The organism is Glutamicibacter sp. NPDC087661 (assembly GCF_044743275.1).
GTDB lineage: Bacteria > Actinomycetota > Actinomycetes > Actinomycetales > Micrococcaceae > Glutamicibacter.
On record NZ_JBIUWE010000001.1, the window covers coordinates 793729 to 815463 of the forward strand.

17 protein-coding genes and 4 tRNA genes are annotated in these 21735 nt (G+C 57.5%); 16 read left to right on the forward strand and 5 right to left on the reverse strand.

The annotated features are described in order from the left end of the window. The first annotated feature begins 25 nt into the window (after positions 1-25). A complete protein-coding gene (locus ACIOTN_RS03770) occupies positions 26-1762 on the forward strand; it encodes an MOSC domain-containing protein (protein ID WP_332486833.1) in 1737 nt (578 codons plus the stop codon). Positions 1763-1793: 31 nt separating this feature from the next. Here ACIOTN_RS03770 and ACIOTN_RS03775 read toward each other — a convergent pair whose 3' ends face one another. Beyond that, positions 1794-2687, reverse strand: a complete 894-nt coding sequence (locus ACIOTN_RS03775) for an acyl-CoA thioesterase II (protein WP_105659197.1) — start codon at positions 2685-2687, stop codon at positions 1794-1796. 173 nt (positions 2688-2860) lie between these two features. On the opposite strand from ACIOTN_RS03775, the gene ACIOTN_RS03780 reads away from it, so the two are divergent. Further along, positions 2861-3520, forward strand: coding sequence for a hypothetical protein (locus tag ACIOTN_RS03780; RefSeq protein WP_332498343.1), 660 nt, complete (start codon positions 2861-2863; stop codon positions 3518-3520). Positions 3521-3576: 56 nt separating this feature from the next. On the opposite strand, the gene ACIOTN_RS03785 is transcribed toward ACIOTN_RS03780, so the two are convergent. The 3 genes from ACIOTN_RS03785 to pepN all read right to left on the reverse strand — a co-directional run bounded on the left by ACIOTN_RS03785 (position 3577) and on the right by pepN (position 7221). Continuing rightward, entirely contained in the window at positions 3577-4095 is a 519-nt protein-coding gene (locus ACIOTN_RS03785) for a globin (protein ID WP_105659199.1), read from the reverse strand. A gap of 12 nt (positions 4096-4107) precedes the next feature. Continuing rightward, positions 4108-4584: an OsmC family protein gene (locus tag ACIOTN_RS03790; RefSeq protein WP_332486839.1), complete on the reverse strand. Its 477-nt coding sequence runs from the start codon at positions 4582-4584 to the stop codon at positions 4108-4110. 81 nt (positions 4585-4665) lie between these two features. Beyond that, complete coding sequence (pepN, locus tag ACIOTN_RS03795; protein WP_105659201.1) at positions 4666-7221, reverse strand: aminopeptidase N; 2556 nt, start codon at positions 7219-7221, stop codon at positions 4666-4668. Positions 7222-7510: 289 nt separating this feature from the next. Here pepN and ACIOTN_RS03800 point away from each other — a divergent pair, with 289 nt between their 5' ends. The 13 genes from ACIOTN_RS03800 to ACIOTN_RS03860 all read left to right on the forward strand — a co-directional run bounded on the left by ACIOTN_RS03800 (position 7511) and on the right by ACIOTN_RS03860 (position 17804). Beyond that, a complete protein-coding gene (locus ACIOTN_RS03800; protein ID WP_105659202.1) occupies positions 7511-7984 on the forward strand; it encodes a ribose-5-phosphate isomerase in 474 nt (157 codons plus the stop codon). A 2-nt stretch (positions 7985-7986) separates the two neighbouring features. Beyond that, positions 7987-8955 (forward strand): Fpg/Nei family DNA glycosylase, encoded by a 969-nt coding sequence (locus tag ACIOTN_RS03805; RefSeq protein ID WP_105659203.1) that lies wholly within the window; start codon positions 7987-7989, stop codon positions 8953-8955. Positions 8956-9141: 186 nt separating this feature from the next. Beyond that, positions 9142-9215: transfer RNA gene (locus tag ACIOTN_RS03810), tRNA-Gly, on the forward strand. An 812-nt stretch (positions 9216-10027) separates the two neighbouring features. Continuing rightward, a tRNA-Pro gene (locus ACIOTN_RS03815) sits at positions 10028-10102 on the forward strand. A gap of 142 nt (positions 10103-10244) precedes the next feature. Further along, positions 10245-10319, forward strand: a tRNA-Pro gene (locus ACIOTN_RS03820). Positions 10320-10476: 157 nt separating this feature from the next. Beyond that, a tRNA-Pro gene (locus tag ACIOTN_RS03825) sits at positions 10477-10551 on the forward strand. An 87-nt stretch (positions 10552-10638) separates the two neighbouring features. Further along, the gene (gene tig, locus ACIOTN_RS03830; RefSeq protein ID WP_105658461.1) at positions 10639-11970 is read left to right on the forward strand and encodes a trigger factor; all 1332 of its coding nucleotides are present in this window, start codon (positions 10639-10641) and stop codon (positions 11968-11970) included. 223 nt (positions 11971-12193) lie between these two features. After that, entirely contained in the window at positions 12194-12817 is a 624-nt protein-coding gene (locus tag ACIOTN_RS03835; protein WP_286134321.1) for an ATP-dependent Clp protease proteolytic subunit, read from the forward strand. 47 nt (positions 12818-12864) lie between these two features. Next, the gene (locus ACIOTN_RS03840; protein WP_105658463.1) at positions 12865-13524 is read left to right on the forward strand and encodes an ATP-dependent Clp protease proteolytic subunit; all 660 of its coding nucleotides are present in this window, start codon (positions 12865-12867) and stop codon (positions 13522-13524) included. Positions 13525-13691: 167 nt separating this feature from the next. Further along, entirely contained in the window at positions 13692-14984 is a 1293-nt protein-coding gene (clpX, locus tag ACIOTN_RS03845) for an ATP-dependent Clp protease ATP-binding subunit ClpX (RefSeq protein WP_105658464.1), read from the forward strand. A gap of 40 nt (positions 14985-15024) precedes the next feature. After that, entirely contained in the window at positions 15025-15633 is a 609-nt protein-coding gene (locus ACIOTN_RS03850; protein WP_105658465.1) for a DsbA family protein, read from the forward strand. Between the two features lie 898 nt (positions 15634-16531). Further along, positions 16532-17539 (forward strand): serine protease, encoded by a 1008-nt coding sequence (locus tag ACIOTN_RS03855; RefSeq protein WP_105658466.1) that lies wholly within the window; start codon positions 16532-16534, stop codon positions 17537-17539. A gap of 70 nt (positions 17540-17609) precedes the next feature. Beyond that, on the forward strand, positions 17610-17804 hold the full coding sequence (locus ACIOTN_RS03860; RefSeq protein WP_146112904.1) for a hypothetical protein: 195 nt from the start codon (positions 17610-17612) through the stop codon (positions 17802-17804). 56 nt (positions 17805-17860) lie between these two features. Here ACIOTN_RS03860 and valS read toward each other — a convergent pair whose 3' ends face one another. Next, on the reverse strand, positions 17861-20482 hold the full coding sequence (gene valS, locus ACIOTN_RS03865; protein ID WP_402734795.1) for a valine--tRNA ligase: 2622 nt from the start codon (positions 20480-20482) through the stop codon (positions 17861-17863). 459 nt (positions 20483-20941) lie between these two features. Here valS and ACIOTN_RS03870 point away from each other — a divergent pair, with 459 nt between their 5' ends. Continuing rightward, positions 20942-21706, forward strand: a complete 765-nt coding sequence (locus ACIOTN_RS03870) for an SDR family oxidoreductase (RefSeq protein WP_105658468.1) — start codon at positions 20942-20944, stop codon at positions 21704-21706. Positions 21707-21735 lie beyond the last annotated feature (29 nt).

A 21735-nucleotide genomic window follows, 5' to 3' on the forward strand; every position in this document is an offset into this window, starting at 1 on the left:
ACTCGGCACTTACTAGAATGTAATCATGAAAATTGCTCAAATATATCGCTTTCCTGTTAAAGGGCTACCAGGCGAAGCAGTCAGTTCGGTCGCAGCCAAAAAGGGAAGCGGGCTAGAGGGCGATCGCTGTGTCGCCTTCGGAAACGGCACAATTGAGCACCAAGACGGGCAGTGGCAGAGCTGCCTAAGCTTCACTATTCTCAAGAACAACAAGAGCCTGCAAAAGTGGCAAGTTGAATCCAGTTTTCCACTTATCACCATGACCGCGCCAGCATCTACAGGTGCGGCACCATTGACCTTTGATGCCAGTAGCCAGCATGGCAGGGATGCCGCCAGCGCCTATCTGTCGAATCACTTGCCGGCGCAGGGGCCAAAACCGCGAAGATTGGTGTCTGCACCGCAAGGAATGTTCGATTCGCGACTGTCGGGCATTTCGATTATTAACCCCAATACGGTTGCGGAGCTGTCGCGAGTATCCGGGGTGCACTTGGATCCCCGGCGGTATCGAGGCAACCTTGTGGTGGAAGGCCTGCCCGCATACTCGGAATATGGGCTTATTGGCAAAGTGCTGCGCATAGGCGAAACCCGTATTGCCATTACCAAATCAATCGCCCGTTGCTCAGCAACCTCGGTAAATCCGGATACTACCGAAGTCGATACCAACGGACCCCGTTTGCTGGCAACGCACTTTGGCCACGTTCACTGTGGCATTTATGGAACCGTTCTGGAATCCGGGGTCTTGGAGACTGGCGCCTCAATTGAAATAGAAAACGAAGCAACAGAAGCCGAAGAACTGGTTCCAGTGAAGATCTCTCCACGGTTCATGACCATACTTCGAAACGAGGACTTGGGCTCAGGAGTAGTCGAACTGCTGCTTCACGATCCTTACGGATGGATTAAGTCTGAGTATGAACCGGGCATGCATCTAAGGGTTCACTTGCCAGATCCGCTGTGGAGAAATTACACCATCACCTCGGTGAGCGACCGGGGCATTAGTATCGCCGTTCGCATCCAAGGTGAAGCTTCAGCGAAAATAGCACAGCTGCAGGAGGACGAGCAACTTCTTGTCTCAGGGCCGTACGGTGTGCTGACCTCGGCTAATGTACTAGGCTCCAGCACTGCCATCGTCAGCGCTGGAATTGGCATCACTCCTGCTTTGGGGCTGCTCGGGGATGCTGCAGCGGTGAATGGCAGCCAAGATCTGAGGTTCATCCATGTCGAACGTGGCGGAGCCAGTGCCTTGTACTGCCGGCTGGAACAGATGGCTGCCGGGCTGAAGGCGCCAATCAGCTTGGATCGCATCGACACCTCCGAGGGGCGGCCAGCGGCTGCTGCGATCGCAGCACGACTACGCGGTTGCAGCAGGGTGGTGGTGTGCGGGCCTGAAGAGTTCACCAAGATGGTATTCGAGGCGTGCGAGCAAGCGGGAATTTCTGCTTCGCAGATTTACAGCGAAACCTTCGCATCACCGGCGACCGATCTGGAACGCCTTTTTGAGAACTATCCGCCCGCAGAAGTCTCTTGTCGTGGGAGCGAAAAGAATTTCACCTGGAGTGCGGAGAATGGAGTGTTGCTTGATGCGCTGGAAGAGCAAGGGCTTGAACCGGCTAGTCTTTGCCGCTCGGGTTCTTGCGGCGAATGCGCCGTTAGCCTGCTCAGGGGCAGGATTTCCTACCCGTTGGAGCCGAGCGCCCGCGTAGCACCGGGCCAGATCCTCGCCTGTATGGCCGTACCAGCAGGCGATATTGAACTGGACGCATGAACCACGCGGGCGGTGCGCTATCGATTGAGGGCTAGTGCCCCTCTGCGAACTCAGGCAGGCGGATCATGCCTTCCTGGGCGACGGTCGCGACGAGCTCGCCTGCCTTGTTGTAGAACTTTCCCGCACCAAGTCCGCGGGCCGACGAGGCCGATGGCGAATGAAGTACGTAGAGCAGCCATTCATCGACTCGGAAATCCCGGTGCCACCACATTGCGTGATCGAGGCTGGCGATGCTCAAGCCGCGATGTACCCATGGCACTCCATGGGCTCGCAGGGCAGGCTCAAGTAGCATGTAGTCGCTCGCGTAAGCCAAGGCAGCTCGGTGCAGGGCGGGCTCATTGGGCATTGCCGAGGTGGTGCGCAGCCAAACCGCACTATCGGCAAGCTTGGCCGAATTTCCTGGAAGGTAGATCGGTTCCGAAACATGCCGGACGTCGAAAGGACGTTCGAAAGCCCATTCCTTTGCCACTGGATGGTCCAGGTGCCCCACGAGATCTGCGGTAGTCGGAAGCGACTCGGGATCCGGGATTCCGGCAGGCATTGGATCATGGTGTTCGAGGCCGTTTGCCGGTTCCTGGAATGAGGTGATCATTGACAGGATCGGTTCGCCATTTTGGTAGGCGTGCACTCGACGTGCGGAAAATGAGCGGCCATCGCGCAGGCGCTGTACGCCGAAAGTGATGTTCTGGTTCGGGTCTCCCGGACGCAGGAAGTAACCGTGCAGGGAATGGATCGCACGGGTCGCTTCAACTGTACGCGTGGCGGCCATGATCGATTGGGCCAGAACCTGCCCGCCAAAGACGCGAGGTCGAGTCTGCCCAGGGGTATGGCCGATGAAGATATCCTCATCCGTGCGCGCCTGGTCTTCTCCATCCAGATTCAACAGATCCAGCAGGATCTGGGTGGTGCCTAGGTCTTCGGTCACTGTGCGGGCTCCTTGGAATGCGATAGCGGAACAAAACCAAATTTAATGCTACTCGAAAGTAATATTTTCAGTTGAGATTCGGGCTCATAGGAAAACTATACGTTTCACGGAGCAGCATCACGCCATGAGCAAAGTCGCCACGCGTAGTTGCCGCTCCGTGAGACGATAAATATATGGCTAGTGATGCGGTGATTTTCGACGACAGTAATTCAGTAAGCGACTTAGCGAACTTTATTAGCCGGGCGAAAACAATTGAAGATGATGCGGCCCAATTCGTCGCTCGAAATACGGCCTTGGCTGTCTATGTACCTGTTTTGGTCCCTTCCGACCTCGGTCAAGGCGGCTATACCATCCTCGGAATGCGAGTTCATCGCTTGGCGCAGCCTGCAGATCTCAAGGCCAGCTATTCCTTGGCATCGATCCAGGATCGCCTTGCTCGCATGGGGGAGTCAACCGTCGACTTCGCGCTCCCACCGGTTGAAGAGAACCCTAAATGGGCTGGGATCTCCGTGCCGGTCTCAGGCTGGGAAGATGCAGGAGCCGTAGCGAACGACATGCTAACTTCCTCAGCTCAAAACGGCATCGACGCCGTCGCCCAAGCATTGCCGGAAAACCCGGGATTGCCTGTGCTTGTGCAGATACGGCAGCGAATTTGGGCTGCGGATGTGCAAGGAGAAGATTTGAAGATTCCTATGGGCTCCGCATTTGCCATGCATGCCTTGGGTTTCCTGGCGCCTGGCGGGCAAAGCCGAGTACTCCGCAATGGCAGTTGGACTCGACTGAGTAACGAGCGAGGGCATGTCCTTGTCCGCAAAGCCTCTTTGCTCGGCTAAGCAGTAATAAGGATATGGACTAGAACTCGCCCGTGGCGGTTCTAGTCCATAAATTCTTAGAGCAGATTCCGGTGTTCATCCGGAGTGTTCAGCAACGAGTGAGCCGCACGCTCGAAGTAGTCCCGAAGGGTTTCGGCCTGCAGCATTGGCAGCTCTAGCTGGTCGATAGCCTTGTTCATATGGCCCAGCCAGACATCACGGTAGTGGCCGTTCACCGGGTAATTTGCATGACGCATGCGGAGCCGAGGGTGGCCACGATGCTCGGAGAACGTTGTCGGACCACCCCAGTATTGTTCCAGGAACAGCTGGAGGCGAACTTGGGCAGCCCGAAGCTCCTTCTCTGGATACATCCGACGGAAATCCTCGTCTTCGGCAACGGAACTGTAGAAATTCTTGGTCAGCTGAGCGAAAATCTCGCGACCGCCAACCTCTGCGTAGAAGGTACCGGGATAGTTGGCAACGTCGATCGGCGTTTCGGCGGCATCCAAGAATTCTTGGCTGGATCGGCCTAGAACCAGGGGATTGCTGAAGGGATCCTTTTTCGGGTCATGTGCAAGTGGCAGGTTTTCAGTCATTCGTAAAAATCCTCAGGAGGAGCTAGGGGATACCGGCTCGTGGAGAACCGGGAAGTTGACGGACCGGGCGATGAAGCAAACCTTGTTCGCCTGGGAGTGGAGCGAATCGGCAAGTTCTCGTTGGGATTCATCGGCAAGGTAAACGACGGGCCGCAAGATGGCTTGGGTGAATTCACCGCTGTTATCCCGATTGAGACGCAGTGTTCCAGAAGCATCGTCCGTATAACCCGTGATATTCACGCCGTGGGTAACTGCTACATGCAGATACGAGAGCATGTGGCATTGGCTCAGGGCAGCAAGCAGGAGTTGTTCTGGATTCCAGCGATCGCGATCCCCATGGAATGTTGGATCCGCGGTGCCCGGCAAATCTGGCAAGCCCGATGCGCGCAATACATGGTCCCGGCCGTAGCTGCGGTAGCTTTCCGTTCCGGTTCCACGATTGCCTGTCCATTCGAGCCCTACCCGATATTCATGTTGCGAGAGGTCCATAGGTCTATTCTCCCACTTTTAACCGAAAGGTGGCGGCGGCTTCCGCATTGAGCAGAAGCCGCCGCCACCATCCGAGCGACCCTAGATTTCTAGTGCCTCGGCGTCCGCCCGACGCGCAGCGAGAGCCCGGACCACGTCGGCACGCGATTCCACCAGCAGACGGCGCATCGCCGCGTGCTTGGATCCCAGGGATTCCAGGAATGCATCCGTCTGGTCCAAAGTTTCCTGCGAGACGTTGGAGCTGGGGTAGAAGCCGATCACAATCTGCTTGGCCATCTCATGCGAGTAGGATTCCCACGCGTTGACGAGCAGCCCGAAGTAGTCCTCGGCGTATCCGGAGATCAACGCGTTCTGGTGCACGTTGTTGAAACCGGAAATGACGGCGCTTTGCTGATCGTTGGACAAGGTAGCAGCGGTTGCCGCCCCGAATGCCTCTGCCTTTGCTTCTGCAGTTGGGCGGGAAGCTCGCGCGGTGTACCACGACGCCTTGCCCTTGGCCGTGTCGTCGCTGGCCAGAACTGCGTCGAGATCAGCATCGCTCAGGTAGCCGCCGGCACTCAGCGCGATTGCGAAGGACCAGCGCAAATCGGTGTCAACGGCCAGGCCTGGCAAGCTTGCCGAGCCGTCGAACAAGTTCCTGACGCGATCCAACTGGGCGGCGGCGCGCGAGCGGTGCGCGAAGGCCTTGACGAACTGCAGCTGCGCGTCGGAGCCTGCTTCAGCATTGGAAGCCAGCTGCCACAGCTGGTCGGCAGCCTGCACCGAAAGTTCTTCGCTGCGTTCTGCAGCAACAAAAAGATCCAGCGAGGTGTTCAGCTGGCGCAACAGCACCATGATCACCGTGGAATCCACCTCGTGGCCAATATTGTTCAGCAGCAACTGGACGTAGGTGCTTGCAGGGGCTTCGGCATCACGTACAGAGTCCCACGCGGCTGACCAAACAAGAGTGCGCGGCAGCGACTCCTGGAAGTCCTTCAGATGCTCGGTGGCAGTCGCCAAGGAAACTTCATCCAGGCGGATCTTCGCGTAGGTCAGGTCATCGTCATTGAGCAGAACCAAATCCGGGCGCTTCATGCCGGCCAGCGCGGGAACGAAGGTGAGCTCGCCATCGATATCAAGTTCTTCGCGGTGCACGCGCTGCAGCGTTCCGGCCTCATCGAGCGAGTAGAAGCCAACAGCAAGTCGGTGCTGGCGCAAAGTCGGGAACTGGGCAACGGCGGACTGGCGAATGGCAAAGGACGTAATAGCACCGTCATTGCCGGTTTCAATTTCGGCTTTGAGGGTGTTCACACCAGCGGTTTCCAGCCAGGATGCGCCCCAGCCGCTGAGATCGCGGCCGCTGGCGGCTTCCAGTTCCTTGAGCAGGTCTGGCAGCTCGGTGTTCTTCCAGGCATGCTTGGCGAAGTACTCGCGTACGCCAGCCATGAATTCTTCCTGGCCTACGAAAGCTACCAGCTGGCGCAGAACGCTGGCCCCCTTGGCATAGGTGATTCCATCGAAGTTGACCTCTACGTCTTCAAGGTCATTGATCTCCGCGACAATGGGGTGGGTGGAAGGCAACTGGTCCTGGCGGTAGGCCCAGTTCTTCTCCAACGTATTGAAGGTGGTCCAAGCGCTGGTGAACTCGGTGTTCTGCGCGGCCGCCAGAGTGGACATGAATTCTGCGAAGGACTCATTGAGCCACAGATCGTTCCACCACTTCATGGTGACCAGGTCACCGAACCACATGTGTGCCAGCTCATGCAGGATGGTGATCGCGCGGCGCTCAATCATGGCACCGGTTGGACGGGAACGGAAGATGTATTCCTCGAGGAAGGTCACCGCTCCAGCGTTTTCCATGGCGCCTGCGTTGAATTCGGGAACGAACAACTGATCGTACTTCTCGAATGGGTATGGGGTGCCGAAGTTCTTCTCGTAGAATTCGAAACCCTGACGGGTCACGGTGACGATGTTCTCGACGTCCAGGTACTGCATCATGGATGCGCGGGCGAAGACACCCAGCTCGATGGTGCGGCCGCTGGAGGAAACCAGCGAATCGCGGGCGACCTGGTAGGGGCCTGCGATCAGGGCAGTGATGTAGCACGAGATCCGCTGGGTTGGGGCAAAGGCCCAAGTTGCTGAATTCCCGTTTTCCTCTGGCGCAGGAGTCGGGGCGTTGGAAACAACGTTCCAGTATTTTGGCGCGGTGACCGAGAACTGGAAGGTGGCCTTCAAATCAGGCTGCTCGAAGACGGCGAACATGCGCCGGCAGTCCGCGACCTCGAACTGGGTGTACAAGTAGACTTCCTGGTCCACTGGGTCTACGAATCGATGCAGGCCTTCGCCGGTGTTCATGTACAGCGCGTCCGCGTCGATCACGAGTAGGTTTTCTGCGGCGAGGTTCGGCAACTGGATACGGATGCCATCTGAATGCTGCGCTGGGTCCAGCTCGACGCCATTGAGATTGATGGAGCGTACCGAGTCGGTGACTGCATCAATGAATGTCGAAGCGCCGGCGGTGGCGGAGAACCGCACCGTAGTCTTGGAAGTGAAGACGCGCTCACCGCGAGTAAGATCCAGGCTTACCTCATAGCTGTCAACGTTGAGCAGATTTGCGCGTTCGCTGGCCTCGGCGCGAGTGAGGTTCATTCCTGGCATGGGTTCTCCAATTCTTGGCGATGGCTATCCACCGGTGGAAGTTGTGAAATGAATATTGAATATCTGTCTATTGTGTCACCTTTGACCGGGCATTGCGCAAGTCATCGGGCCGAACAATTTACTCAATTTTCCAATAGCGTCCCGAAATTGCACGCTTTGGGACGCCTCGGAGACTTATTCGGTTCATACTCCGTGATGCGCAGCTGAGAAGTAGCCGGAGCGCGTGCCGCGGTCGCTATCCTAGATAGGAAAGTAAAAGAACCCTCCCTAGTAAATGAGGCAATCGACTATGCGCGTGCATATCGCTACTGACCATGCAGGACTTGAGCTCAGCGACTACCTGGTAAAGCACCTGACCGCCAAGGGCTACGAAATGGTCAACCACGGCCCGAAGTCCTATGACCCGGAGGATGATTACCCGGCATTCTGCATCAACGCGGCACAAGCTGTTGTTGATGACCAGCGCGCGGGCGTGGACGCACTGGGTATCGTCTTGGGCGGCTCCGGCAACGGCGAACAAATTGCTGCCAACAAGGTCGAAGGGATTCGCGCCGCACTGGCGTGGAACATGGATACCGCGAAATTGGCCCGTGAGCACAACAACGCCAACGTCATAGCCGTTGGCGGGCGCCAGCACTCAGTAGAAGAAGCTGCGGAACTTATCGAGGCCTTCCTCGCTGAACCATTTAGCGAAGCGGAGCGCCACGTACGCCGCATCGGCAAGATCGCCACGTATGAAACGACCGGCGAGGTCATCGACTAGTCGTGCCTGAAGGTCATTCCCTTCACCGACTTGCCCGCCAGTTCGACGATGTCTTTGGCGGGCAAACGGTCCTGGTTACTTCTCCGCAGGGCCGTTTCAGCTCCGATGCCGCGCGCATCGACGGCCATCAGCTGGAACAGGCCTTTGCCAAGGGCAAGCAGCTCTTCTGCCGCTTTTCCAACGATCTCTATCTGCGAGTGCATCTGGGGCTCTATGGCGCGTTCAATTTCGGGGGAGACAGCTACTTTACGGGTGCTTCCTCGATTGGCGCCCCTCGGAAGATTGGTGAAATCGAAGCCAGTGCCAGTACGGATGCTGAGAAGTACACCGGCCCGCCCGCACCGGTAGGAGCAGTTAGAGCGCGGATCGTTTCCGAACACGGCTGGGCTGATTTGCGCGGGCCAACTGCATGCGAGGTTCTGGAATACGAACAGGTCCAGATTCATCTGGATAAGCTCGGCCCGGATCCATTGATTGGGTCCGCAGTGCGTTTCAGGGCAGCCAAAGGCCAGGCTGATTTAGCGGACGCAGATATTCGGCTTGAAGCGGGCTTCAAGGAATTCCGGGCGAACCTGATGAAGACCAAGACAGCCATTGGCATCGTGCTCATGAACCAGGCGCTCATTTCTGGTGTCGGCAATATCTACCGAGCGGAAGCCCTATTCCGGAATCGAATCGCTCCGGAATTGCCGGCGAATGAACTTAGTGCTCAAAAGGCCAAATCACTTTGGTGGGACATCGTATCGGTAATGGAAGACGGCGTTCGCGATGGCAAGATCATCACTACCTTGCCCGAAGACCGCGACCCACAGGGCGTGGTTTGGCCCGATAACGCGTACTACGTTTATCAGCGGCAGGGAATGGGGTGCCGGAAATGTTCGGCGCAGATTTCCCTGGCCGAAATCGCGGCTCGCAAGCTGTACTGGTGCCCTCGTTGCCAGAAGCTTCCGCGCAAACATGTGAAGGCATAAGCTGCAGATTCGTCGATGGGACGAGCGGAGTTCTTTTCGTTCAGGCTCGTCGGCGTGTTTTGCTAACCATCACCGTACGGCAGTGATAAGGGAGAGGTGCCAAGTGAGACATGGAATCCCCGATTTGCAAAGCAAGAGTTTTATGGTCTAGACTGAATCTTGTTCGAAGCGCAGAAGCTTCGAAATGGGGATGTAGCTTAGTGGTAAAGCCTTAGTCTTCCAAACTAATGATGCGGGTTCGATTCCCGTCATCCCCTCCAAATGAAAAGGTCTCGCCGTGCGGGGCCTTTTCGCGTATCTGGACGAAGGCCGCTCTTTTCCTGGCCTCCTCTGCGTAGTGCAGCCATTTCGGGTCACTGCAGAAATGAGGCTCCGATAATGTTTGCGGCTTCCATTTTTTTCTGCTCCTGGACGTCAAATCGCATTCTTATGCATCGGCGGGGAGCGTTTTTCCCAGGCCCCTTCACTTCGTCAGCGGCGGAGAAGAGTCGTCGCCGAACGTCGCTAATTGATTCGATGAGCCTCGCGTTCCGGGGTGCAGCTTCGGGAATTGGCGATTTCCCGCTTTCAAATATGCCAAACTCGCACCCTCCTCACGCCTGCCTGGGAGCTGTTGGCATGGCGTCAGGTTTGCAAGCGTGACGCTTGGTTTCGACCGGGGTTCAGTCCAGCAGCCACGGATTATGTGCCGGGTCGCCGAGCAAAGCAACAGTCGCTGCTTGAACACCTGGAAAAAATAATCGGCCGCATCTGGGTCCCAGTCAATGCTTCAAAGGAGAATGGGTGGTTCTTGTCTTCCAGTCGGCCGGCGGCACTGGTGTTGCGGTCGTTCGAAAATCCACCTGTAATTCAACTCACGAAAAAGCGAGTTTTGGCTAAATTCTGGCTTGTGAAACGAGGAAAACCGCTAAATCATGCGGATGTCTTTCTGCAACATGCAAAATCCTCGATTTTGCTTTTGGTTCGAACCCGTGTAACTTAGTTTCTTGTGATCAGCACGGGAAACAAAACATTCCCGGACCGATTGCAAAACGGTTAGTCCAGATGAAACAAGCTTTCTTCTGAACTTTACCGGGGTGTAGCTCAGCTTGGCTAGAGCGCGCGCTTTGGGAGCGTGAGGTCGCAGGTTCGAATCCTGTCACCCCGACTTTATGGCTGAAGCAATTCAGCCGTAGAATTGAGAACTGAGAGATCAGTCCTCGTGAGTGGCGGAAATTGAAAAATTCTCGGTATTCAAGCAAAACGGTTAGTTGGAGCAAAGCATCGCTTGATGCGGCTTCCTGGCTAATCGGGGTGTAGCTCAGCTTGGCTAGAGCGCGCGCTTTGGGAGCGTGAGGTCGCAGGTTCGAATCCTGTCACCCCGACTTTACGAGTGAAAAATCTTCGGATTCAGCTCGTGAAATTTGAGAGCTAAATATAATTTAGATCTTGTGATCACTAAGAACCGTAAAAAGTAACTAGTAAGCATCACAAACGATTAGTGGATACAGGATAACTCGGGTTAGACTGTTCACTGCTAATCGGGGTGTAGCTCAGCTTGGCTAGAGCGCGCGCTTTGGGAGCGTGAGGTCGCAGGTTCGAATCCTGTCACCCCGACTCTGTCGAACAACCCCGCAACGCCACCATGTTGCGGGGTTTTTTGCAGATTAGACCTAATATTAGACAACTCAGGAGTACAACGCTGTGAAGAGCGCCGTCGAAAACGTCAACCCGACCCGGGTTAAGCTGACCGTTGAAGTTCCTTACGAGGAACTGAAGCCCCGCGTCGATGAGGCGTACAAGACCATCGCTCAGCAGATTCAGATCCCAGGCTTCCGCAAGGGCAAAGTTCCTGCAAAGATGATCGACCAGCGCGTCGGTCGCGGCCATGTCATCGAGACTGCCGTCAACGAAGGTCTGAACGAGTACTACCAGAAGGCAATGGTTGAGAACGAACTCACCCCGCTGTCCCGCCCAGAGGTAGACATCACCGAATTGCCATCCCTCGAAAAGGAAGGCGAAGGCCAGCTGGTCTTCACCCTCGAGGTAGACGTACGTCCGAAGGTTGAACTTCCGGACTACAAGGGCATCGAAGTTTCTGTTGAGGCCAAGGAAGTTGCTGACGAGGACATCGAGAAGGCTCTCGACGATCTGCGCGGCCGCTTCGGCACCCTGAAGGAAGTTGAAGCTCCAGCAGCTGCAGACTCCTTCGTGACCATCGACCTGACCGCTGCTGTAGAAGGCGAAGAAGTCGACTCCGCACAGGGCCTGTCCTACCAGATCGGTTCCGGCAACATGCTTGAGGGCATGGACGAGGCTGTTACCGGCCTGTCTGCCGGCGAAGACGCAACCTTCGAGACCACCCTGGCTGGCGGCGAGCACGCCGGCAAGACCGCAACCGTCAAGGTTGTCGTCAACGCTGTGAAGCAGCGCGAACTGCCAGAAGCTAACGATGACTTCGCTCAGCTGGCTTCGGAATTCGACACCATCGCCGAGCTGCGCGAGAACCTGTCGAAGGACGCTGCAGAGGGCAAGGTTGTCGAGCAGGGCGTAGAGGCTCGCGAGCTGGTTCTGGACAAGCTGGTTGAACTGGTTGAGGTTCCTGTTCCTGCATCGGTTATCGATGAGCAGATCGAGCAGCACTTCAACGCACCAGACGCTGAAGCAGACCACGACACCGAAGAGCACCGCGCAGAGGTTCGCGAGAACACCGAGCGTGCTTTCAAGAACGAGATCATCCTCGACGCTGTTGCAGATGCTGAAGAAGTTGGCGTCGAGCAGTCCGAGCTGATCGACTACATCGTTCAGACCGCAGGCCAGTACGGCATGGAGCCAAACCAGTTTGCACAGATGCTGGACGGCGCAGGCCAGGTTCCAATGCTCATGGGCGAAGTTCGCCGCCGCAAGGCACTTGCAAAGGTTCTCGAGTTCGCTAAGGTTACCGATTCCAACGGTGCCGCAGTTGACCTGACCTCCTTCGTCAAGCCAGCCGGTGAAGAAGAAGCTGCTGAGGTTGAGGCCGAAGAGGCCAAGTAGTCTTCACTAAACTCTGATGGCCATCGGCCGCTTGTTCAAAACAAGCCGCCGATGGCCATTTTTGTTCGCTGCGGGCGTGCATCATGCGCCGTGAGCGAAACAGGGGCATGAAACGGCCCAAGAATGGCTTGAAGTAAGTAATCTCAAAGTAACCAGTTGTAGCTATGGGATTAGAAACAGAGATTCCAGAAACTGATCTACACGTTTGGAAGAGGTAGAGAACATGTCAAATGATTCGCGCACTCCCACTATGGCAGCCGCAGAGCCGGCCGGCCGTGATGACTACATCTACAACCGCCTGCTCAAGGAGCGCATCATCTGGCTGGGCTCCGACGTCCGCGACGACAATGCGAATGCCATTTGCTCGCAGTTGCTGCTGCTCTCGGCAGAGGATCCTGAGAAGGACATCTACCTGTACATCAACTCGCCAGGTGGATCGATCACCGCTGGCATGGCCATCTACGACACCATGAACTTCATCCCGAATGACGTCGTGACCGTAGCAACCGGTCTGGCCGCATCGATGGGCCAGTTCCTGCTGTCCTCGGGCACCCCGGGCAAGCGTTTCGCTACGCCGAACGCCCGCATCCTGATGCACCAGCCATCGGGCGGCATCGGCGGTACCGCCTCGGATATCAAGATCCAGGCTGAACTGATCATGCACATGAAGAAGGTCATGAGCGAGTTGACTGCAGAACAGACCGGTCAGACCGTGGAGCAGATCCTCATCGACAACCAGCGTGATAAGTGGTTCACCGCAGAAGATGGCTTGAAGTACGGCTTCTTCGATCAGATCGCAACCCACGCAGGCTCGGTCAACGGTTTCGTAGGCGACGACAACAAATAGTCGCACCGCATCGCTTGATACCCAAAGATTTGTCCTAGGAGAAAACCATGAACTTCAATCCGGAAGCCGTTAGCGGTCAGATGCCGTCGGCCCGCTACATCCTGCCACAGTTCGAAGAGCGCACCCCATACGGCTTCAAGCGCCAGGACCCATACGCAAAGCTATTCGAAGATCGCATCATCTTCCTCGGCGCCCAGGTTGATGACGCATCGGCCGATGACGTGATGGCCCAGCTGCTGGTCCTGGAATCCATGGACCCTGAGCGCGACGTTACCCTGTACATCAATTCGCCAGGTGGTTCCTTCACCGCGATGACTGCAATCTACGACACGATTCAGTTCATCCGCCCAGAGGTCCAGACCGTGTGCCTTGGCCAGGCGGCGTCCGCAGCAGCAGTACTGCTCGCAGCTGGTACCCCGGGCAAGCGTTTGGCCCTGCCTAACGCGCGCGTATTGATCCACCAGCCAGCAATGGGTGGCGGCGAACGCGGCACCGCGACTGACCTGCAGATCCAGGCCGAGGAAGTTATGCGCATGCGCAGCTGGCTGGAAGAGACCATTGCCTCCCACTCCGGCCAGGACGTTGAGAAGGTGCGCGGCGACGTGGAGCGTGACTTGTTCATGACTGCTAGCGAAGCCAAGGTGTACGGCATCGTAGACGAGGTATTGACTCCTCGTAAGCTGAACCGTGCTCAGCTGGGAAGCTAGCGCATACTTGGAATAATCCATGATGAATGGCGGTTTACCTAGTTGCTGGTCTGTCCAAAGGCAGACGGCACAACACAGGTAAACCGCCATATTCATCTAATTTGGGGGACTACTAGCCTAGAATTGAGTAAGTCCACAGCTACTCAAGTAAACGGGAGAATGGTGCGATGGGACGCATGGGTGAAGGCTCGGATCTGTTGAAATGCTCTTTCTGCGGGAAGAGCCAGAAGCAGGTTAAGAAGCTAATTGCAGGCCATGGTGTCTACATTTGTACTGAATGCATCGAACTCTGCAACGAAATCATCGCTGAAGAGTTCGCCGAAGAGCAGGTGCACGAAGAGTTCTCCTTGGCTAAGCCACGCGAGATCTTCAACTCGTTGCAGGAATACGTCATCGGCCAGGAGAACGCCAAGCGTGCTCTCTCGGTCGCTGTCTATAACCACTACAAGCGTATCCACGGCAACCAGGACCACGGTCCTGTTGCGGCGCTGACTAACGATGACCCGCTGGATGATGTGGAAGTCTCGAAGTCCAACATCATGCTTATTGGTCCTACCGGATGCGGTAAGACGTACCTGGCGCAGTCGCTGGCGAAGAAGCTGAATGTTCCTTTCGCTGTCGCCGACGCTACAAGCCTGACTGAAGCAGGCTACGTGGGTGAAGATGTGGAAAATATTCTTCTCAAGCTGCTTCAAGCTGCCGACTATGACGTCAAGAAGGCCGAGACCGGCATCATCTATATTGACGAGATCGACAAGATTTCCCGCAAGAGCGAGAACCCTTCGATCACCCGGGACGTTTCCGGTGAAGGCGTCCAGCAGGCGCTTCTGAAGATCCTTGAAGGCACTGTCGCTGCGGTGCCGCCCCAGGGTGGCCGCAAGCACCCTCACCAGGATTTCATTCAGCTCGACACCACCAATATCCTGTTCATCGTTGCCGGCGCCTTTGCCGGACTGGAAGAAATTATTTCTTCACGGGCAGGGCAGAAAGGCATCGGTTTCGGTGCTCCGCTGAAAGCGCTGAAGTCGGAGACCGCTTCCTACTCGGATGTTCGGCCGGAAGACTTGCTCAAGTTCGGCCTGATTCCAGAATTCATTGGTCGCCTGCCGGTGATCACCACGGTGGAGCATCTGGATAAGGACGCGCTAGTGCGCGTACTGACCGAACCAAAGAACGCACTTCTCAAGCAGTACCAGAAGATGTTCCAGATGGATGGCGTAGCTTTGAGCTTCGACCAGTCGGCACTGGAAGCAATCGCAGAACAGGCTATTGCGCGTGAGACCGGCGCGCGTGGTTTGCGGTCGATTCTTGAGGAAACCCTTGGCGGCGTAATGTTCGACCTTCCAAGCCGCGACGATGTTGCCGAGGTGGTCATTACTCGGGCAACCGTCATTGACCGTGAAGATCCCACGTTGCTCTCTCACGCGATGGTGGCCAAGCGCGATATGAAGTCCGCCTAGCCGTATTCAAAAATTCTCTTCGGAAGAAAGTTGGTAGTTCATGGCTGAACGTCAGCAAGTAGATTTTTGGTTCGATCCAATCTGCCCGTTCGCTTGGGCGACGAGCCGCTGGATCAAGGAAGTGGAGAAGGTCCGCGACATCGACGTGAACTGGAACGTCATGAGCCTCTCGATGCTTAACGAAGGCCGCGACCTTCCAGCTGACTACCGCGCCAAGATGGACATCTCATGGGGGCCGGTGCGGGTGGTCACGCGTGCTGCCCAGGAACACGGCGAGGGAGTCAAGGACAGCTTGTACACCGCCATGGGTGAACTATTCCATTACGAGAAGATCGAAGATCGTGATGAAGTCATCGCCAAGGCGCTGAAGAAGGCGGGATTGCCGGCGGAACTCGCTGAAGCTGCGAATACCGATGCCAACGATGACGTGCTGCGCTCGAGCCACGAGGCAGGCATCAACTTGGTGGGGCAGGATGTAGGCACGCCAATCGTCGCCGTTGATGGCGTTGCTTTCTTCGGTCCGGTCATTACCCGTATTCCAACTGGGGAAGATGCAGGAAAGATGTTTGACGCTGCGGCGCAGCTCGCATCCTTCCCGTACTTCTTCGAAATGAAGCGCACTCGTACCGAAAGCCCGGTTTTCGACTAAGCGGGAATTTTCTGTTCCAAGGACGTTGTCTCATTGCGAGGCAGCGTCCTTGGTTTTTAATCAGTGAAGGCGCTTGGCATGGAGGGCCGGGTGTTCGCCCTCCGATGCCACTAATCCACGGGACGATTGGCTATCCGCCGACGGAGGAAGGTGCGCCATCAAGGCGCCGATCCGCATGGGCCGGACCAGTATTCTGTGCATCCGCCATTCGTTGCACCGGTGCTTCACCTTCTCGTCGGATCGCGGAGCACGCGGTTCATATTGGCCAGGGACGGTTCCGCAGTCCAATTGGTGCGTCGTTCGAACCTCCGTTTCTTAGGCTCGGATGATGACTCATCAATCCAGGGCAACGGCGCGCGGCGGGCGGACAGTTCAAGCTGCCTTTGCAGAGTGCGCAGGCGTCATCGGATTGCAAGGCAAGTCGTGGAGGTAGGCCGTCGGCATCGGCAACCGGCTCTATTGGGTGTCGAATAAGTCCAATTTTAAAGCCTAATTAATGCATATTTTTTCCTACAGGGCAGACATCGCGGAGCCGGGAAAGTATCTGTTACCGAAGCTTCTATTTCATATATTCAGACACGCTTCTCCGGTCTCGCGCGGCAAGGCCGGACTCTGGGCGTGTGATTCGGCTCACTGGTATTCAGGGGCTGGTTTGAAATCACCAGAAATGCACGGGCTCATTCGAAGGGGAGTCGTGGCGCCGGGGAATCGATTGAAAGTATCTGTTTCAAAACTATTTCGCTTCACAACTTGGTGGCCGTTGCAGGTCGGTGACGCGGCGGGCGGAGGAAAATATTCCTGTAGAAAATGCTTGAAGTGTGTGTTTGACTGTTTCCCACGAGTGCAACAGCACCCCCATCGATAGTGGCAAAGAAGCCACTGGACAAGGAGTTAAATCGTGCAGATTCGTTCTCTAATTACGGATTCATCCAAGGGCAAGGGGCGCCACAAGCTGGCAAGCGCCGCGGTTCTTGCAGGCGCGCTGATGCTCGGCGTGGCACCGATGGCCTCGGCAGCGCCGACGACCACTGGTGGCGACGTCGAGTCAATCACGATCTCGGAACAGAAGGCTGACGCAGCGGTATCCTACTGGACCGCGGATCGGATGAAAGCCGCAAAGAACGCAGATTCACTCGTAGCTGGCAAGTCGGGTTCGGCTGCCAAGGTTGAAGCCGGCAAGCCGGCCAAGGTCGCCGGTCATGGCGCGCAGGCGGCAGCCGGAAAGCAGGCCCAAACGAAGGGTGGCAAGACTCGCGCTACCCAGGAAACACCGGTTTCGCACATCGGCAAGGTGTTCTTCACTCTCGGCGGATCAGACTACGTGTGCTCTGGCAACGCTGTCGTCTCCGCCAACGAGTCGACGGTCTCCACCGCTGGCCACTGCCTGAATGAAGGACCCGGTTCATTCGCAACCCGTTGGGTCTTCGTTCCAGCCTATGAAAACGGCAAAGCACCCTACGGTTCCTTCGCAGCGACCGAGCTGGTGGCACCAACTGAATGGTCAAATGGCGGGGACATCACCTATGACACAGGCTTCGCCGTGGTCAGCTCCAGCGGTGGTGCGTCCTTGACTGATGCTGTTGGCGCTTCGGGGGTCGCCTTCAACCAGGCGCGCGGAGAGTACTACACTGCTTACGGCTACCCAGCTGCTTCGCCATTCAACGGCGAGACCTTGCAATCGTGCAGCGGATACTCCAGCGACGATCCGTTTGGCCAGTCCCAGTCCCAAGGCATTCCATGCAACATGACCGGCGGCTCGTCCGGTGGCCCATGGTTCCTGGGGAGTGGATCTAACGGCTACCAGAACTCTGTGAACAGCTTCGGCTACAGCTCGGTGCGCGACACCATGTTCGGACCGTACTGGGGCTCGGTGATCCAGCAGGCATACCAGAGCGCGCAGAACTAAGCACTAATAACCCAGCAGCTGGACATCGATGGGGATCCAGCTGCTGGCTGCAAGTAGATGGGAAGAGAAGATGACCGACGGAAATTCGCCAGCTGCCGGGTCAGAAGACTCGGTCCAGAAGCATCGTCTTGAGTCCAGCGCGGAAGACCAACTGGAACACTTCACCGGCGAACGTCGACGCGCGGCTCGGCCCATGGAGAAAACCGTCCAGTCTCCACCCGAGACGGATGACCCTGATGCGGGGGAGGAGCAAGGGCAGAAATAGCAAAACCGGTTGCCATCCCGATGACGGGATGGCAACCGGTTTTTCTGGTTCAACTGCTATTCGGTTTCTTCAGCCGGAGCCAATTCAACGTTGGTGACAGTCATTTCACCGTCGGCTTCAACCAGGGTCAGCTCACGGGCGTTCGCCGCGGACTTCAAGTCCTCGAATCCTGCCTTGAGCTGCGCAACCTGAGACGCTGGAGCGTGGATCTCGCCCGAGAGCACTTCGGTACGCTGCTTGACCTTCGCATCGGACTTGGCCTTGCGGATGCCCGAGAGAGCGACGCCAACCAGTGGCAGTACCGCCGGGTCGGAGCCCTCCACTGCAGCGGACAAGTGCCCGGTGCTTGGCCACTGGGTCAGGTGCACCGACCCGGTGCGCCACCAACCCCAAACCTCTTCGGTAGCGAATGGCAGGAATGGCGCGAACAGCCGCAGCACGGAATCAAGGGTGGTGGCCAGGGTAGCCAGAACCGACGCCTGCTCGGCTTCGCCGTGGCCGCCGTAGGCGCGGTCCTTGACCAATTCGACGTAGTCGTCGGTGAACGACCAGAAGAACGACTCGGTGATATCCAGCGCGCGAGCATAGTCGTAGTTGTCGAAAGCGCGCTGGGCGTCTTCGATAACGGTCGACAGGCGAGCGAGCAGCGAACGATCCAGCCCGTTGGTGACTACCGAAGCGTCATCGGTCAAGACGTTGGCGTCGGTCGCGCCCAAGTTCAGCACGAACTTCGAGGCGTTGAGGATCTTGATGGCCAGGCGGCGGCCGATCTTCATCTGGTTGATTTCATACGCGGTATCGGCACCCAGCTTGGCACTGGCCGCCCAGTAGCGTACGGCGTCCGCGCCGAACTTATCCAGGACTTCGTTAGGTACAACCACGTTGCCCTTGGACTTGGACATCTTCTTGCGGTCCGGATCCAGGATCCAGCCCGAAATCGCAGCGTGCTTCCACGGAGCGTTGCCGTGCAGGGAATCTGCGCGAACCGCGGTGGAGAACAGCCAAGTACGGATGATGTCGTGGCCCTGCGGGCGCAGGTCGAAGGGGTAGACCTTCGAGAAGAACTCGTCGTCACGGCCCCAACGGCCAGCGATTTGCGGGGTCAGCGAGCTGGTTGCCCAGGTGTCCAGGACATCGGCATCGCCAATGAAGCCGTTAGCGGAGCCGCGCTGGTCCTCGGTGTAGCCGGTCGGCGCGTCTGCTGCCGGGTCAACCGGAAGCTGGTCGATGGTCGGCAACAGCGGCGCATCGTAGTTCGGTTCGCCGTGCTCGTTGACCTGGTACCACACTGGCACTGGTACGCCGAAGAAGCGCTGGCGGGAAACGAGCCAGTCGCCGTTCAGGCCCGAAACCCAGTTTTCGTAGCGCGAGCGCATGAACGACGGGTGGAAATCAATTTCCTGGCCGCGTGCGATCATCTGGTTGCGGCGTTCTTCATCACGGCCGCCGTTGCGGATGTACCACTGGCGCGAGGTCACGATTTCCAGCGGCTTGTCGCCCTTTTCGAAGAAGTTCACCGGACGGGAAATCTTCTTCGGCTCGCCATCAAGCAGGCCCGCGTCGGAAAGCATCTCGACGACGGTTTCCTTGGCGGAGAACACGGTCTTTGCCGAAATCTGGGCGTACGCTTCCTTGCCGGCCTCGGTGGTGATCCACTCGGGGGTGTCTGCAAGGATGCGGCCGTCGCGTCCAATGATCGGACGGGTTGGCAGCTGCAGTTCGCGCCACCAGGTCACGTCGGTCAAGTCGCCAAACGTGCACACCATGGCAATGCCAGAACCCTTGTCGGCCTGGGCCAATGGGTGCGGGTGGACGGTGACGGGAACTCCGAAGATCGGCGAGGTCACGGTCTTGCCGAACAAGTGCTGGTAGCGCTCGTCATCCGGGTGGGCCACTAGCGCGGCGCAAGCAGCGAGCAGTTCCGGGCGGGTGGTCTCGATGAAGACCTGCTGGCCGTTTTCAGCGTCGAATGCATAACGGTAGTAGGCGCCGGGCATTTCCCGGTCTTCGAGTTCGGCCTGGGCCACTGCGGTACGGAAGGTCACGTCCCACAGGGTTGGAGCTTCAGCCATGTAGGCGTCGCCCTTTGCCAGGTTGTCCAGGAAGGCGCGCTGCGAAGTTGCACGCGAATTGTCGTCGATCGTGCGGTAGGTCATGCGCCAGTCCACCGAAAGGCCCAGGGTGGTGAACAGCTGCTCGAAGACCTTTTCGTCTTCGACCGCCAGCTCTTCACAGATCTCGATGAAGTTCTTGCGGCTGATGACATCCCAGTCGCGCTGGTTCTTCGCAGGCTTTTCCGGTGGACGGTAGCCCTCGATGTACGGCTTGGTCGGGTCGCAACGGACGCCGAAGTAGTTCTGCACGCGGCGCTCGGTAGGCAAGCCGTTGTCATCCCAACCAAGTGGGTAGAACACGTTCTTGCCGATCATGCGCTGGTAGCGAGCCAACACGTCGGTCTGCGTGTACGAGAACATGTGTCCTACGTGCAGCGAACCCGAAGCGGTTGGCGGGGGAGTGTCGATGGAGTACACGGCTTCGCGAGTCGTGTCCTCATTGAAGTGATAGGTGCCCTCGGTGCGCCACCGGGACGAAAGACGTTCTTCCAAGCCTTCCAAAGCGGGCTTGTCAGGAACGGAAACCGTTGCGGGCGTGTCTGTGCCCAAGTTTTCTTCTGCCATACGTCTATTCTTCCATGTTTTGCCCGGCGCACAGTCATTGTTGCCCATGGCTTGCACCACGCCGCTGTCCAGCCGGGACCAGCTGGATCAAAAGCCTGTGCCGGACCGGCGGCCCTTGGCTCAGCCGTCCTGCCGCGAACGCCGAATCGCCTTGTCGCCCGCACCAGCGGCACGGTGCACCCGGGCATAGCAGCGCCGTCTGGCGTTGGCGCATTCCTGCATGGCTCCGCTTACGCAAGATATTCCCTCCGATTGCATTCCTCCGGCAGCCGCGCCAGCTGCACGTTACCGCCGCGCAGTAGGCGCAGGCGGGACAGCATCGGCCATGGCCCTGGCGGCACCGCCGACGCTCGCCGCCCTGGATTCCAGGCCCTGGCCCGGAAGAAAATCTTGCCGCATGAAATGTAAGAGAAATTCATGCCTTACCAACTGGTAATGATCTGGTTCTACAGTTGACGTATGACAATTACAGATAAGACTTCTTCCCGTTCGGCCGTTGTTACCGGAGCTTCCAGCGGAATTGGCCAGGCAACAGTCCGTGCGTTGCGCGCACAAGGATGGACCGTCTTCGCAGTAGCCCGCCGGGCCGACCGCTTGGAAAAGCTCGCCGCTGAATGCGGTGCGATCGCGGTGCCAGCAGATGTCAGCGTGCAGGCAGATGTCGACGCACTGGTAGAAACGGTCACCGCGCATGGCGGCGCAGATACGCTGGTCAATTGCGCCGGCGGTGCGCGTGGAACCGAAACCTGGGCCGACGCGGTCGATGACAACTGGGACTTCATGTGGCAAGCCAATGTCATGGGAACCATGCGCTTGACCCGTGCACTGCTGCCCCAGCTTCGCGAGGCGCGAGGCACCGTCTTGAACGTTACCTCCACCGCCGCACTGGCCAGCTACGAAGGCGGCAGCGGCTACAACGCGGCAAAGGCCGCTGAACGTGCCATGACCCAGGCGCTTCGTCTTGAAGAAGTCGAGAACGGGCTGCGGGTAATCGAGATCCTGCCCGGCCTGGTGCAGACAGAAGAGTTCGCGCTCCGTCGTCTGGGAAGCCAGAGCGCCGCCGACAACGTCTACGCCGGTGTGGAGAATCCCTTGACCGGTGAAGACGTTGCCGAAGTCATCCGCTATGCGGTCAGCGCCCCGGCCCACGTGAATCTGGATGAAATTGTCATCCGCCCGCAGGCGCAGGCCGCCAACCACAAGCTAGTGCGCAGCGCCAAATAGGCGCCCAACAACATCGGTGAGGATCAATT